The sequence below is a fragment of the Ignavibacteriales bacterium genome, from assembly GCA_026390595.1.
Classification (GTDB): Bacteria; Bacteroidota; Ignavibacteria; order UBA10030; family UBA10030; genus UBA9647.
Window position 1 is genome coordinate 41,926 of record JAPLFQ010000021.1, and the last position, 14,770, is coordinate 56,695.

The 14,770-nt window shown below is 54.6% G+C and carries 15 protein-coding genes; 6 read left to right on the forward strand and 9 right to left on the reverse strand.

What is annotated here, in order from left to right:
* Positions 1-121: 121 nt before the first annotated feature.
* Positions 122-1,213, reverse strand: coding sequence for an anti-sigma factor (locus tag NTU47_10335; protein ID MCX6134196.1), 1,092 nt, complete (start codon positions 1,211-1,213; stop codon positions 122-124).
* A 93-nt stretch (positions 1,214-1,306) separates the two neighbouring features.
* The gene (locus NTU47_10340; GenBank protein MCX6134197.1) at positions 1,307-1,876 is read right to left on the reverse strand and encodes a sigma-70 family RNA polymerase sigma factor; all 570 of its coding nucleotides are present in this window, start codon (positions 1,874-1,876) and stop codon (positions 1,307-1,309) included.
* A 197-nt stretch (positions 1,877-2,073) separates the two neighbouring features.
* Between NTU47_10340 and NTU47_10345 the strand changes: the two genes are divergently transcribed.
* Both NTU47_10345 and NTU47_10350 read left to right on the forward strand, forming a co-directional pair.
* A complete protein-coding gene (locus tag NTU47_10345) occupies positions 2,074-3,591 on the forward strand; it encodes a hypothetical protein (GenBank protein ID MCX6134198.1) in 1,518 nt (505 codons plus the stop codon).
* 195 nt (positions 3,592-3,786) lie between these two features.
* Entirely contained in the window at positions 3,787-5,106 is a 1,320-nt protein-coding gene (locus tag NTU47_10350) for a VWA domain-containing protein (GenBank protein ID MCX6134199.1), read from the forward strand.
* A 67-nt stretch (positions 5,107-5,173) separates the two neighbouring features.
* On the opposite strand, the gene NTU47_10355 is transcribed toward NTU47_10350, so the two are convergent.
* The 4 genes from NTU47_10355 to NTU47_10370 all read right to left on the reverse strand — a co-directional run bounded on the left by NTU47_10355 (position 5,174) and on the right by NTU47_10370 (position 8,464).
* Positions 5,174-6,019, reverse strand: a complete 846-nt coding sequence (locus NTU47_10355; GenBank protein ID MCX6134200.1) for a DUF4097 family beta strand repeat-containing protein — start codon at positions 6,017-6,019, stop codon at positions 5,174-5,176.
* 107 nt (positions 6,020-6,126) lie between these two features.
* Positions 6,127-6,996: a hypothetical protein gene (locus tag NTU47_10360; GenBank protein ID MCX6134201.1), complete on the reverse strand. Its 870-nt coding sequence runs from the start codon at positions 6,994-6,996 to the stop codon at positions 6,127-6,129.
* A 24-nt stretch (positions 6,997-7,020) separates the two neighbouring features.
* Positions 7,021-7,845, reverse strand: a complete 825-nt coding sequence (locus tag NTU47_10365; protein MCX6134202.1) for a zf-HC2 domain-containing protein — start codon at positions 7,843-7,845, stop codon at positions 7,021-7,023.
* A gap of 61 nt (positions 7,846-7,906) precedes the next feature.
* Complete coding sequence (locus NTU47_10370) at positions 7,907-8,464, reverse strand: RNA polymerase sigma factor (protein MCX6134203.1); 558 nt, start codon at positions 8,462-8,464, stop codon at positions 7,907-7,909.
* 262 nt (positions 8,465-8,726) lie between these two features.
* Between NTU47_10370 and NTU47_10375 the strand changes: the two genes are divergently transcribed.
* The 4 genes from NTU47_10375 (at position 8,727) to NTU47_10390 (ending at position 10,991) form a co-directional block, all read left to right on the forward strand.
* Positions 8,727-9,602 carry an SPFH domain-containing protein gene (locus NTU47_10375; protein ID MCX6134204.1) on the forward strand — a complete coding sequence of 292 codons (876 nt, stop codon included), beginning with the start codon at positions 8,727-8,729 and terminating at the stop codon, positions 9,600-9,602.
* Positions 9,599-9,805 (forward strand): Arc family DNA-binding protein, encoded by a 207-nt coding sequence (locus tag NTU47_10380; protein MCX6134205.1) that lies wholly within the window; start codon positions 9,599-9,601, stop codon positions 9,803-9,805. Before NTU47_10375 ends, NTU47_10380 begins: the two co-directional genes overlap by 4 nt.
* 73 nt (positions 9,806-9,878) lie before the next feature.
* Complete coding sequence (locus NTU47_10385) at positions 9,879-10,316, forward strand: hypothetical protein (GenBank protein ID MCX6134206.1); 438 nt, start codon at positions 9,879-9,881, stop codon at positions 10,314-10,316.
* Positions 10,317-10,469: 153 nt separating this feature from the next.
* Positions 10,470-10,991 carry a hypothetical protein gene (locus tag NTU47_10390; GenBank protein ID MCX6134207.1) on the forward strand — a complete coding sequence of 174 codons (522 nt, stop codon included), beginning with the start codon at positions 10,470-10,472 and terminating at the stop codon, positions 10,989-10,991.
* A 70-nt stretch (positions 10,992-11,061) separates the two neighbouring features.
* Here the strand turns inward: NTU47_10390 and NTU47_10395 are convergent, their stop codons facing one another.
* The 3 genes from NTU47_10395 to NTU47_10405 all read right to left on the reverse strand — a co-directional run bounded on the left by NTU47_10395 (position 11,062) and on the right by NTU47_10405 (position 14,762).
* The gene (locus NTU47_10395) at positions 11,062-12,228 is read right to left on the reverse strand and encodes an alanine--glyoxylate aminotransferase family protein (GenBank protein MCX6134208.1); all 1,167 of its coding nucleotides are present in this window, start codon (positions 12,226-12,228) and stop codon (positions 11,062-11,064) included.
* Between the two features lie 340 nt (positions 12,229-12,568).
* Entirely contained in the window at positions 12,569-12,931 is a 363-nt protein-coding gene (gene trxA, locus NTU47_10400; protein ID MCX6134209.1) for a thioredoxin, read from the reverse strand.
* Positions 12,932-13,121: 190 nt separating this feature from the next.
* On the reverse strand, positions 13,122-14,762 hold the full coding sequence (locus NTU47_10405) for a M1 family metallopeptidase (protein ID MCX6134210.1): 1,641 nt from the start codon (positions 14,760-14,762) through the stop codon (positions 13,122-13,124).
* Between the last annotated feature and the right edge of the window lie 8 nt (positions 14,763-14,770).

Below are 14,770 nucleotides of genomic sequence, written 5' to 3' on the forward strand. Positions count from 1 at the left end.
GAAACAAACTTCGTCGCTGGGAGTTCGGCGTTCGAGATTGAAAATTCACACCGCCTTGAAACCGGTCAAGGTCCAATATCCAACTCCCAATATCCAATTACCAAGTCTGGGCGCGGTCAGTTCATGGTGCCTGTTTGAGCTGCTTTGCAAGTTGATCCGGAAGAACGGGAGGCAACCGGTAACCGATTCTCTGGTTACCCAGCAGAAGAACCACGGAGTCTTTGCGGATCGTTTGAAGGCGGGCCTCACTTAGGTCGTTTCTTGTGAAGAGGGAATCCGAATAGAGGGACATCGTAAGCCCTCCTGAATCGGAGCAGAACAAAGTCTGCACCTGGGAAAGACTTTGCTTTCTGCGCATCTGGCTTTTCGGAAGATCGGATATGGGATGCTGCGTAACCACCACCGGCGGGCCATCGGATTGCTGAGCACGGGAACGAGCTGCGAAGGACATCAGAGCTGTTGGCTCCTTCTTTCCCTTCGGAGCCATCTCACGCAAATCCTCAGACGTTTTGTCCATCGCCTTCCCCGCAGCGCGAACGTTTTCCTCCCCGGAAACTACGGTTCCCTCCACCCAGATCCCTTCTGCATTTGGTTCGGCCATCACCTGATCTTTTTTAGAGAGAATGTTCCCGGAGTTATCAGGCACAGGCACGTTCATCACGTCGCGCTTCCCCCCCTCCGCCTCCCCTTTCTTCCTGTCAAGCTCGGAACCCCCTGCTCCTGCCCCCTTCGATTCTGCGAGATCGCGCTCAGCCACCGAAGATGGCTTCGACACATCTGCGAGTTGTGTCTTTTCAGGTGATTGCTGACCCGGAGACGGCGGCTGAGGAATCACTTCGGTCTTCGGTGCGATGCTGTCGGACTTCAGACGAGAATCGGCGACCTTTGTCTCGCCGGAAAAGAACCACTTGTTGTTTATCCCGATCGTGAGGAGCACAACGATGGCGGCAGCCACCGCCGCCACGCGATACCAGTTTGTCCCGGTCCCCTGTTGTTCGATCCGCTTTGTGAGCCGTTGCTTCAGTGCGTCACGGCCGGCGCGGCGAACGCCGGCGGCGAGCTGCTGTTCAGCCTCCACGGCGTCGCGGCATGGAGCGCACTGCCGAAGATGGTTGTCCAGCTCGGATGCATGTGATGCATCGAGTCGGCCGAGGACGTACTGCGAGAGCAGGTGCTCGTCGGTGGTCCAGTGTGTGTTTTGTGAATTAGCCATGTCTTAGCTCAATTTGAGCGGGAAGCGAATCCAGGTATTTGTTAATTGGTTAAATAGTTAATTAACCAGTTAACCAATTAACCAACTAACCGTCTAACCACTCTTCTTCCTCAACACTTCCTCCAGCGCCTTCTTGCACTGGTATTTCTTCGCCTTGGCGGTGTCGGCGTTTGCGAAGCCCAGCTCCACGGCGATTTCGTCCATTGACAATTCATCCCAATAGAAGAGAAGCAGGAGTTTCCGGCATTGCTCGCCAATCTTCCCAAGTGCGTCACTTACCTTGAGCGCTTGTTCAGATGCGATCAGGTTCTCCAGCGCAGAAGGAGCCGGGTCTTCCGCTCCATCCGGGTCGAGATTTCCAGAGACCTCCCTCCCTTTCCTACGCAACGTCTGCGACCACACGTTCTTCGCTGTCGCATACACAAAGGTGCTCAGTTTCGCTTTGTACTCAAATTTCCCGGCCCTGACCCGTTCCCAGAGGACAATGAGGGATTCCTGGAGAACATCCTCTGCGTCGTCCGAGCTGCCGCTATTCCGCATCACCAGGTTCACGATTGGCCTCCGGGTGGAATCGTACAACAAGACCAGCGCTTCCTCGTCCCCCTTCCGGATGAGATCCAGGATCCTCGCATCAGTAGTAAGAAAAAGGAGGGGAGACTTCATTTACCTTTCTCGGGTTAATGTCATAAACAGGCAAAAGGTGAACGGAGAAGATGAAAATCGATTCACGCAAAGGCGCAAAGAACGCGAAGAGCAGATGAACGCTGGTTCTTTTGAGCGTGACATTTGCGTGTGACTTTAACGATCCAGCATCCAAAAAATACACATTAACGGACCATTAAACAATCAAGGGGGCAACCATGAAAGACCATCGCAAAGCACTTATGATCCTGCTGCTTTTGGCGTTCGGCGCAGACCTGTTCGCACAGGGGAATCAGCAGACAATGGCCGGGGATCGGACATCCGTCGATCTTACGATCTACAGCCAAAATCTGTCGCTCATCCGCGAGGAGCGGGGAATCCGGCTCGTCAGGGGGATGAACCGTGTCATCCTGCCGGACATCCCTGCAACCATCGACGGGACATCGCTCCACTTCCTCAGCCTCACGGACCCGTCCGGCGTGCGTGTGCTGGAACAGAACTATCAGTACGACCTGGTCCACCAGGCAAAGCTGCTCGAGAAGTACGTCGGCAAAGAGGTCGAATTCATCCGCGAAGACCCTGTCACCCACAAGGAATACACGGTGCGGGGGAAACTTATTGCAACGGGGTATTCTTTTCAGCCGCAGTATGGCAACCCGGTTCCAAACTACTACTCCACCGGAGGGATGATCGCAGAGATCGATGGCAAGATCGAGATCAGTCCCAGTGGAAGACTGATTCTGCCTGCGATCTCAGAAGGACTTATTCTCCGCCCGCAGCTTGAGTGGCTGCTGTCTTCCAACCGCGATGGAAATCAGAAAACGGAAATCAGCTATCTGGCCGGACAGTTGAGCTGGAGCTGCAACTATGTGGCATTGCTGAACAGTGCTGATTCGAAGATCGATGTAACCGGATGGGTAACCGTCACGAACAACTCGGGGACCAGTTTCAGAAACGCAGGTTTGAAACTTGTCGCAGGCGACGTGAACGTTGTGAAGAACGCGATGGAGTATGACGCGCGGCTCAGCGCCAAGATGGACATGGCTCAGAATATGGCGGCTCCGCAATTCCAGCAAACCAGCTTGTTTGAGTACAAGCTTTATTCGCTGCAACGGCGCACGGATGTCAATAATAACGAGACAAAACAGATTGAGCTGGCTTCAGCGACCGGTGTGCCTGCACATAAGGTTTTCATCTACGACGGACTTTCAGACCAGTGGCGTTACTGGTATCGCAACTACTCCTACAGGACGCAAGGAAGTTTCGGGCAGCAGTCGAACGCCAAGGTCGGCGTGTACGTGACATTCAGGAACGATCTGGCCTCGGGAATCGGCATCCCGCTGCCGAAGGGGAAGGTTCGCGTCTACAAGCGTGATGATGACGGGAAAGAGCAATTCATCGGAGAGGACCAGATCGACCATACACCCAAGGACGAAGAGGTTCGTCTATATTTGGGGAATGCGTTTGACATCGTCGGAGAAAGGGCACAGAAGGATTTCAAGACGCTGGCGTCGGGACACGTCGTGGAGGAGACGATCGAGATAAAAGTGCGCAATCACAAAGACGAGAAGGCGGATGTCCAGGTGTACGAGCATCCGTGGCGCTGGAGCCAATGGGAGATCGTGAAGAGCTCGAGCGATTGGGTGAAGGTCGACCAGACCACGCTGAGGTTTCCGGTGAAGCTGGACAAAGGTGACGAGAAGACGGTGTCTTACACGATCCGGTACACGTGGTAGCGTGGAGTGACCGTCACCTTCCCGGTTCTTCGATTGGGTGCCGGTCACTTCCAGGAGGTTAGGAGCAGATCTCCTGACGAGCTTGAGGCAGGTGGACGATAAGACAATTTCTGCGCTGGAGGCGCATCCGCTCTTAGCGGACAATATCGAACACCGAATAACGAATGTTGAAGTCATTATAAGGAGGACAGAATCATGAAAGCACGAATCGCATTTACACTCGTCGTTGCGGCGGTGCTGGGGTTGGGGCTGGCAACAGGATCAGACAAGGGAACAACCATAAATGGACGATTCGGCAGCTCTTACATTTCCCACAACGGCGGGACGGCATATCTGCAGATCTGCATTACGACGCCGCCTGCCGAAAATCGCGAGCGCCAGCCGATGAATCTCGCGGTCGTTCTCGATCGCAGCGGCTCGATGGCTGACGAAGGGAAGATCGAGTATGCGAAAAAGGCAGTCCGCTCTCTCATGGACCAACTGCAGGAAGGCGATTACTTCTCTTTTGTGATCTATGACGACGTCGTTCAGGTGTTGCGTGAATCCAGGCGGGTCAGTGACAAGCGGGACCTCCGGAATCTCCTGGATGAGGTCTATCCCCGGGGGGCGACGAATCTCGGCGGCGGTCTGGTGGCAGGATTGGAACAGGTCGAGCGGCATCGGGACAGGGAATATCTCAACAGAGTCATCCTGCTCTCTGACGGACTCGCAAATCGTGGTATCACAAGCCCTCTTGAGCTCAAGCACATCGCCCGGCGGTACCGGTCAAATTCGATTTCCGTGACGACGATGGGTGTCGGACTCGACTACAATGAGAACCTCATGATGGGGCTCTCCCAGAGCGGCGGAGGCAACTACTATTTCATCGAGAGTCCGAACAGCCTGGCTTCGATTTTCAGGAAAGAGCTCACAAGGCTCTCGAGCATCGCAGCGCGGAACGCTTCGATCGAGCTGACACTGGCCGACGGCATTCACGTTCGTGATGTGATCGGATGCGAACGGGACCATGAAGGCAAACGGATCAAGATCCCCCTCGGCGATCTCTTCTCCGGCGAACAGCGACACCTCACCGTGGAGCTCGAGATCCCTGAGGGTTCGGGAACGCTGCAGGCGGTCAAAGGGGTGCTCCGGTATGAAGAGAAGCGCGGCTGGTTTGAGTCGTGGCCCTCGTTCAGCGCGTCTCTCCACTACACACGGATACTGGCTGACGTCGACAAGAACCGTGACAACGAAATCCAGGCGCTCGTCGATGTCGCTCTCTCGACGCGTAGTGTGGACAAAGCCCTGAGGGCACTCGACGAAGGCCGGAAGGATGACGCGGCAAGGGAGCTGAAGGCAGCTCAGTCGGCTATGATGTTGTCGCCGGCGGCTTTTTCAAAGGGAGCCGGTGGAGCGATGCTCGGTGAACAGCGTGTGCGGCTGGAGAGCTTTCAGAAATTGCTTGAGGACAGCGTAGATTTCAGGAAGGCAAAGAAGTCGATGCAGTACGAAAACTACCAGGCGCAGAAGAAGTAGGGATGGCGAAGTGAAACCCCCGAGGTCCTGAGGAGATACCTTTCAGACCTCGGGGGTTTACACCGTTCTATTTTCCTTTTCGGATATAGATATCGCCATTGAAGTTTGTGAGCTGGATATCTTGTCCACCCCCATTGATACTCGCGCGCACAGTCTTTTCAACCGAAATGCGGAATTTCCCTTTCTTTCCTTTGTTGTCCTGCACTCTCGAGGATGGGGAGACATCCTCCGTCAGCATTTTCATGTCGAAGTCGCTATAGATCTCACCCTGGTCCGATTTCATAGAGACGATCGCCTTGACGTCGGACGGGAAGGTCACGTCAATCTTACCGTTGAGCGAGCTGAAAGACATCGATTTCTGCGGATTGACTTTTGCGAACGATGCCGTGATGTCTTCATTGAGCGCATTGGCAACTGCAGAACCGGATATCCCCGTCAGTTTGACGTAGCCATTCGTGCAATTAATTTCCAAGTCGCCGTTGACATTCTCCACTTCGATGTTGCCGTCATTCACCGTGCTCAGGTGCATCGAGCAATTCGTCGGAACGCGCAGCGTGAGGTCCACGGTGCGCGACCCTCCACGCATCCCGGTACTCACAGAAACAACGTTGTCATCTTCCTCGACCGTCAGACTCGTACTATTGTTTGTGATGAGTTTCAAACCCCGCGGCTTCTCGGCCTTCTCTTCATCATCCTCCGTGGCCCGAATTCGTGCCTCGACAGTGACGTCTTTCACGGTTCCCCCCTTGACCGTGATGCTTCCGCTGATGAGGCCAATCTTCAGCATCACCGGGCGGGATGGATCTGAAAGCGGGACGTTTACTTTGTCCGCGGGCGCACTCTGTGCCAAGGCCAGCGCAAATGAGCACACTGTAAACACTCCCACCAGCCATATCATTCGTGCGTGTTTCATTTCAGGTACTCCTCTTTATCTTAATTTCGGTTGTTCAATATGCAATCGTTTTGGAAACCTCAGTGTGGTCGGAATGGCATTCAGGCCACCACTCGGAGCAGACCAACTCAGTCGTGCTTAAGGACGTAGATGCTGCCGTTCAGCGTATCAAACGAAAACTCCGGTCCCCCTTTTCCAACCCGAACGGTCTGGGAACCACCGCGCCGGTAGATTCTGCGGGATCCTTTGCGCTCTTCCACGGTCCTGTTCTCCCGAGGCACCGAGGAGACGTCAAAGTCGGTGTACACCTTGCCGTTGAACGTTTTCAGCTTCATATCGGCATTCAACCCGTCGTGCAACACCACCTCGATCTTGCCGTTGACCGTCTTGAAGGAGCAATCGGAGCCGGGATTTTTCGTAAAAGAGGCTTTAATAGGGCCATTCACGGTCCTGATGATGGCCGGTCCGTTGATATCGCTCATCTCGATTCCCGCGTTCACGTTGTTCACCTCAAACTCACCTTCGATGCTCTGAACCAGGACCTTGCCGTGGTTTATGGTCTTCAAATAGAGGCTGATTTTGCGAGGCACTTTCAGGTCGAAATCATACGTCACGTCATACCCGTAGTAGTGCCATCCCCTGTAGTGGATCCCGTCGCCTCTTCGCCACGGGGCATCAACGTAGAGTATGATCTTGTTCTTCTCTTCCCTGATCTCCAGCGTCACTTCCCGCTTCGCTTCTTCGATTTTCTCGCCTGACTCTGCCTTGATTTCCTTATGAGCAACGAGCTCAATGCTGTCTCCGTCATAACCGACCACGTTGATCTCGCCATTGATGTTGTCGACGACGAGTTGCCTGTGACCGTTGTCGGACAACCGGAAGCTCTTCTTGATCTCTTCTCTTTCGGAAAGTGCGTTCCTCTGTCCAACAGCGCAGCCGACCGGCAGCATCATCAACCCGCAGCCAATCAACAGTATCTCAATCCACCGATGTCTCATGTGTACGACTCCTTGATTGATGAGCTATGATCCCATTTCTTTGATGCGTTTCTCCACTCGCTCCCGGACAGTCTTGTTGAGATCTTTATTCTTCAGGAGCTCCATTAATGCGGCCACGCCTTCAGCGTCATGAACGGTTGTGATGACCTGAATGAGAGCCAGTTGAACGAGCGGAGAGGTCTGACGCAACAATGAACCAATGATCCCCTTTTTGACTTCTGCTTCGGCGTAATATTTCGTCAGTGCCTCGAGCGCTGCCAGCCGTACGTTGACCACGGGATCATAGTTGAGCGACTCGAAAAGCGCAGAGAAGACGTCTGTGTCCGGCTGGTTGATCCGCTCGGACCAATTCGCTCCACGAATCCGTTCGCTGGCAGATTCCGTTTTCAAGAGCGAGACCATGACGAGTCGCTGCATGTTGACGACTTCGCTCCGAAGCCGGGCAACATCGCCATTGGAACCGTTCCCGCCATCTATCCTGAAACCGATGACATATCCAACGAGGAGGCAAACTAGCGCGATTGCGATCTGAACAGCCGGTTGTTTTGGCCAGAGTCGCTCGACCAGGTTGTTCATCCGATCGATCAACCGCATCTCCGGCGCCACGCGGGGTTCGCTGGGAGCCTTCAGCGTCTCGAGTTTGGAGTAGAATTGCTCCTGCAATTGCGGACCCGGCCTCTCATCAGGCAAGCGACCAAGCTCCGCCCAGACCTTCGCGAGGACTGTGTACTCCGATCGGCATGACTTGCAGGACTTGAGATGGTGCGCAATCGATGTCCTTTCGGCCTTGCTCACACTTCCCGCAAGGTAATCAGGGAGTTGAATCAGAATATGAATCGTCTTCTTCATGATGTCACCTTGATATCTGTCTGTCGCATATGCAAATAACGATATTACGATGTCGCGTGCCTCAGAACCTCTCGCCGGTCAACTTTTGATATTCCCGTTTCAGATCTTTCAGCGCCCTGTGAACTCTCGCCTTGACGGTGCCAACCGGACAATTGAGTATGGCGCCAATCTCTTCATACTTCAGTTCCTGGTACCTGCTCAGAATCAGCACTTCCTTCTTGTCAACCGAAAGCAATGCCAGTGCTTTCCTTAAATGCTCCGCCCTCTCATCGCGCAGAAGTGAATCGTCGGGTGCCGAGTCCCGATCGGGCGCATCCTCGGCTCCTTCCATGGGCGTTTCGTTCTTCCACTTCCTGTAGTGGTCAGTTGCAGCGTTGCGCGCCAGCTGATACATCCACACCGTGAACGGCGCCTCACCGCGGAACGAATGCCCGTACTTCAGCATGCGGAAGAATACTTCTTGCACCAGGTCCTCGCTGGAGTCGCGCCTGTTCGTGACACGCGCGAGAAAGTTGTAAAGCTTCACATGGTGCCGTTCGAACAGTATGCCCAATTTCGCGACATCGCCCTCGCGAACCTGCAACATGAGCTCATTGTCTGTAGCTAAGAGTGAATTCACTCGACTCCGATTAGGGTCCCCGGCCGGTGTGGTGATTTGGATCTCAACCGGCCATAACTAGAGACCGGCCTCGTGGAAAAAGGTTGCGTCAACTGAGTGCACACAATTCCACAGCGACTACCCTTTGAAAATGCATCGAAATCGCAGTAATTTCCAGTGTTTCGCACTATCTGGAATGACAGAATAGTTGGAAATTTAACTTGACTTTGTGATATCGCTATGATATCATTATGCTATCACACATCTGGAAAGGAGTCATTCAATGAATACAGTTACTGAATTCAAAGCCAAAGGAATGAATGGATATTCTGCCTTCGTTCTTCAGGTAATCCTTATCGCCCTGAACGCCTACCTGGTCTATTTCATCGCGGTGAACGAAGCGCTCATGTATCTGTGGCTGGAAATTCCGCTGTTCGTCGCCACGCTGCTTTTCCCCGCCGGGTTTTTCGTTGTGCAGCCAAACGAAGCCCGCGTGCTGGTGCTCTTTGGAAAGTACATCGGGACAGTCCGGGAGTCGGGATTCTGGTATGCGAATCCGTTTGCGATCAAGCGGCACGTTTCGCTGCGGATACGGAACTTCAACAGTGAAAAGATCAAAGTGAACGATCTCCACGGCAACCCGATTGAGATCGCGGCCGTTGTTGTCTGGTCCGTCACCGATTCCGCCCGAGCTCTCTTCGATGTCGAGCACTATGAGAACTTCGTCGCAATTCAGAGTGAAACCGCCATCCGCGCTCTTGCGTCGGAATACCCCTATGACGCCGAGGAGGAAACAGTCCCTTCGCTCCGCGGCAGGCCGCAGGAGATCTCGGAGCGCATGAAGCACCAGGTGCAGACGCGGCTCGAGATTGCAGGCGTTGAGGTGAAAGATGCGCGCATCAGTCACCTGGCGTACTCGCCGGAAATCGCCCAGACCATGTTACGTCGCCAGCAGGCGCAGGCTGTTATCGCCGCACGCAAGAAGATCGTTGAAGGCGCAGTCGGCATGGTCGATCAGGCTCTCCGTACGCTGAGCGAGCAGCACATCGTCGAGCTCGACGAGGAGAAGAAAGCAACGATGGTGAACAACCTCCTGGTTGCGCTCGTTTCCGAGTCCGCGGCGCAGCCCGTCATCAATACCGGAACATTGTATCAATGAGCGAAAAGAAGAAATTCCTGCTCCGGCTTGACGAGAGCCATTATACGAGTCTCGAAAAGTGGGCCGCACACGATCTGCGCAGCGTCAACGCGCAGATCGAATTCATCCTCACGGATGCGCTGCGGAAATCGGGCAGGCTGAAATCACAGGAAGAGAACAGTGATAACAGAGAGAATACGGACATATCCTCTCCCGCTTCCTGACCTTTCGGCACGACCCGTTCGTGAGGAACGATCGGCCCCGCAAGCCGGGAGTCTGAGATGGGTCAAGCCGAGAATGTTCGGGAACGATTACGAGCTCCGGTCGGCAGGCGACTGCGTCGCAACGCTTACGGTCAGCGGCTTCTTCCACCCCGCCGGACACGGCAAGGGGATCGGCGGTTCCTGGGAGATGGAGCCGCTGGCGCGGGAGTCGGGAAGGATCGTTGTACGGGCCGACGGTTCGTTCCGGGAGGTTGGTGTCTTCGAAATGATTTTCCCCGACGGAGGCGGCATTCTCCGCACGAACGAGGGTCAGGCGCTCGTGCTGCGATCTGATTTCTGGAAAGGGCGCGCTGAATTCGAGACTCCGTCAGGAGAACCGTTGATCCGGTTCCGCTTTCGAGGGCTCTTCCGTCCATCGGCTGACGTCGAGATACTGGGTAAAGGGAAAGACCTGCGTGAACTCCCATGGATCTTGATGCTCGGCTGGTGTGTTATCGTTGGATATTTGTGATCGAGGAGTCATATCAAGAATCTTCACGCAAAGGCGCCAAGCAAGAACATAGAAAACACTTCTTAGAGGCTCGGCACGGCATTCTGATTTCTTGAGCAGGCGGTTTCGACAAGTTTTTGATCATCTGATTCGGAAATAACGAGGAAACGATCGATGCGAAAAATCAGTGCACTTGTAGACCATGAAATTGTGTGGCAGCAGCTCCAGGGCTTCAAATCCGAGTTCGAACTGCGCTTCGGTGACGACCTTGTTGGGACCATGAAGCTCCCCAAGATGCTCAGCTCCGCCGCGGTGTTTCACTGCGAGGAAGGAAACTGGACGATTGAGAGAGTCGGATTTCTCAGTTCGAAAACAGTCGTACGGAATGCGGCCTCGGGGGCAGAAATTGCGACGTATGTTGCGCGTGCGTGGAAAGGGGGAGGAATTCTCGAACTTTCGGAAGGACGCAAGCTGGAGCTCCGAATAAATATGTGGAGAAGCACGTTTGAATGGTACACGGATGCAGGTGAATCACTCGTGCATATGAAGGGGCGGGGATTCCTGAAGTACTTCGTCGACGTCAAGATGAACCGGGCGGCCCTGAAATGGCCTGAACTCCCATGGCTGGTGGCGCTTATGTTCTATCAGATGATCATGATGCGGAGAGACACGGCGACACATTCGGCCGTACATTGAAAGACATGTAATTGTCGATCGGCGATTGCAGATTGTCGAATGGGTGAGTTCAGTTGGCCTGAAAAAACCGTCAGGCTTGAAGCACTTTCTGGGAAGCGGCGAGGGCTGCTCCCGATTCGAACTTATAGCCAGCCCGCTTCAATCCGCTTTCGATCGCACCAACCGTTGCGAGGATGTCTGCAGCCGTCACGGCTCCCATATGGCCGACACGGAAGTATTGATCCCGGATGGCAGGATGCAGCCCACCGGCCACGATAACACCCGCCTCATCGATGTACTTCAACACCCCTTTGTCGACTCCCTGAGGATAGTAGACGGCGCTCAGAGTTGTGGCAAGGAGATCTGTTCTCACGGGAAGCTGCTTCAATCCCAAGGCACCAATACCGGCTTTGAACGCATCACTCAGTTTGCGATGCCTGGAAAATCGAACGTCCATTCCTTCTGACACAATCCCCTGCAGACTGACGTTGAGTGCCCACACCAGGTTCACAGCAGGCGTCGCGAAGTAGCTCGGCTTTCGCCCTTCATACGATTGCATGATCGGCAACCATTCCGTCCAGTCGGAGTAGAAGCTTCCGACCGGCGTTGTGCGCTTCCGGAATGCCTCCATCGCGCGCGGTCCTGCAACCACGATGGCAAGTCCCGGCGGTACACCAATCGCCTTCTGCGACGCTGTCAATGCGATGTCAATCCCCCACTCATCCTGACGCATCTCCTCCCCCGCCGTCGCGCACACTCCGTCAACGATGACGAGAGCGCCATGCTTGCGTCCAAGTGCCGACAGATCTTTCACGCTTGTCGCCACCGCCGTGGAGGTATCGACGTGAGTAATCGTCATCACTTTCGGCTTGATGGTTTGCAGCGCTGCTTTGACCTCACTCAATGACGGGGCGTCCCCGACCGTCAGGGCGTGCACGTGTGTGACATGTGCACCATACCGCTCGAGAACCTTTCCAAACCGATCGCTGAAGTACCCCGAGTTGACGACGAGAGCTCGGTCGCCGCGTTCGATAACGTTCGCGGCTGCCATATCCATTGCCAGCGTTCCGGACCCTGGCACCACGAACGGCTGACCCGAAGGAGAAAGGAAGACCTTCCGGAGATTCTCGAGCGCCTGACCGAAAACCTCGATGAAGTTTGCGGCGACGTGACTGGTGGTAGGCATTCCCATCGCGCGCAAGACATCTGGCGTGAATTCGATGGGTCCGGGAATCATCAGGAGCTTTCGGTTCTTCATTGTGCGATCCTCATTCTAAGTTCAGATTCGGCTCAAGGTAAAGACTCTTTTTGTGTTCGGCAACCACAGAGGAGATGAACATCAATCAGGAGAAGATACGTAAAAGTATTGAAAAAGCAGTTCTGTTGGTGAGCGGGGGGATTGAATTCCGTCGGGACCCATGTCAGTTGAGACAGCGTGTTGACTGACAGTCGGGCTCAATTGTCGCGGGTTTGAAACTGTGAGGAAAAAAAAGCGCCGGGGATTGCCCGGCGCTTCGCTCGAAATTCATGTTGCTCGGCTTGACATCCCCGCCGGCCGTCGTGGAACTACGATGGCCGGCAGGAGGGCCGAAAGCGGTTTAGTTGACTCCGGTGAGCAGTTCTTTGTCGATTGCTTCCTTCATGGCGTTTTTCGGAATGGCACCGACCGCCATCTTCGGCTGACCGGACTTCGGCACAAAGAGGAGCGATGGGATGCTGCGTATGCCGAATGCACCGGCAAGTTCCTGCTCCTCATCCGTGTTGATCTTATAGAAGTTGACTTTACCGGCATATTCTTTGGAGAGCTCGTCGATGACGGGACCTACGGCGCGACACGGACCGCACCACGGCGCCCAGAAGTCGATGACGCAAGGAAGTTCGCCTTCATACTTCCACTCGGGGTTGTTTTCAAAGTCGAACACTTTTTCGACGAACGTCTGTTTTGTGAGATTCTCTGCCATAATTTGCTCCGAACAGTTTGATGGTTGTTTTGGTGTTTCAATTCCGATTTGGTCTTGTTCCGACCATGCTGCAAATGTGATGCGGGAATTCCAAGAAGGATTCGGATTATCAAAAAAGGCGAATAAACATGGGCAGAATTGGGCTTTTCCATAGCGCAAGACGACAACAACCGGACTGATTCTCCGGGGTCTAGTTCGATTTGATTGATGCGAGGAGAGCAACCTGAGGATCGAACACCAGTTTCAGCGGCTTCGATTCAAGGATGAGCGGAAGCTGGATCCGTGCGGATTCCAGGGCCGGAACATCTATGGACACGATGTGGACCTTGCCTTCATGGGAATGCACTTCAAGAGCCAACGGGAACCTGTACGCAGAAGCGCTTTGTCTCTGGGAGATGTCCACGGTAACACGATGCAGCGCTTCATCGTACGACCAAGCAGTCCTCAGTTCGGGAAGTCCGGGTCTGCGGAGCCATTGATCGAAAAACCATCGAAGCTTCGAACGGGAGACCTGCTCAAAAGACTCGCACAGATCATCGGTCGTCGCCGTGCCGTGACGGTGGTGATCATAGTATGTTCTGATTCCCGCGAAGAAGAGACTATCCCCAAGCATCGAGCGCATCATATGCAGGACCCAGGCGCCCTTCTGGTAGCTGTTTGAATTCAGAAGCTGCATGAGATTTGCCTGCAGCGTGTCGATGACAGGGTGGTTGTAGGTCACTTTTGAATCGATGATCTCATTCCGCAGTCTGATCATCCCCTTCCGGAATGCATCCGTACCCTCGCTCTTTTGTACCCACAGCTGCTCGAAATACGACGCGAAGCCTTCCGAAAGCCAGAGATGTCCCCAACTGCGCGGCGTCACCGCATCGCCGAACCACTGATGAGCCGTCTCGTGTGCGATGATGCCGGTGTTGGTGCTCCGGCTCTCGAAGAGATCGTTCGCGTAAAAGATCGCGCTCGCGTTTTCCATTCCGCCGTACCGCGTGAAACTCTGCACATGCGCCAGCTTTTCGAACGGAAACGGCGCTACTGTGCGGGAATAGTACTCGACAATCTCTCCCGCTTTCTTGAACGGCCCCGGCGGATAGTCCGCCAACTCCGGGACAACAAAAACCGACTGTCTGACACCCGGGGGGAACTCACTGAGACCCCGGGCGGTCAAACCGAGGTCGTACGCGACAAGCGGCCCAGCTGCTATCACCATGAGATACGGAGGAATCGGCCGAGTCGTGGTCCACGTGGTGGATGTTTGACTCGCTACGCCGGATTTGAGAGGAAGCGTTTTTTGTTCGACCAATGTTCCGTTGGCGACGACGGTACGATTGCTGGGCGCTACGATAGTCCACGTCACGGTGGCCTTGTCGCCGGGCTGGTCGACAGTCGGAAGCCAGCACCTGGCCCGCGTCGGCCAATTGTCGCCAAACGCATACCAGCGCCCCTTCTCATCGGTGTGGATGATCAGTCCATCCTTCACCTCGCCGCCATACCGGACCGCGATGAGCAGTGTATCCGGCGAAGAATCCCGGGATGGGATCAAAGGGATGTCCAACAAGCCAGGCCTTCGTTCAAATCCGACCGGCTTCTGGTTCACCCACACGGTGTCGACACGCAAGCCGACGAGGTCAAGCATGAGATGATCGACAGGCAGTGTTCGACGGACGGTGAGACGGGCGAGCCCTTCGATGTGGCGGCCCTCCTCAGGAAGTAACAGAGAGAATTCATAGTGGAGCACGTCCATGCCCGGTTGGAGCGGGCGCTCCTGTGCCGTCAACCTTGTCGTAGAAGCAAATGCGGCAAGGAGAAGCAGGAAGAAAGACCGGGTCGTCATCCGTCTCA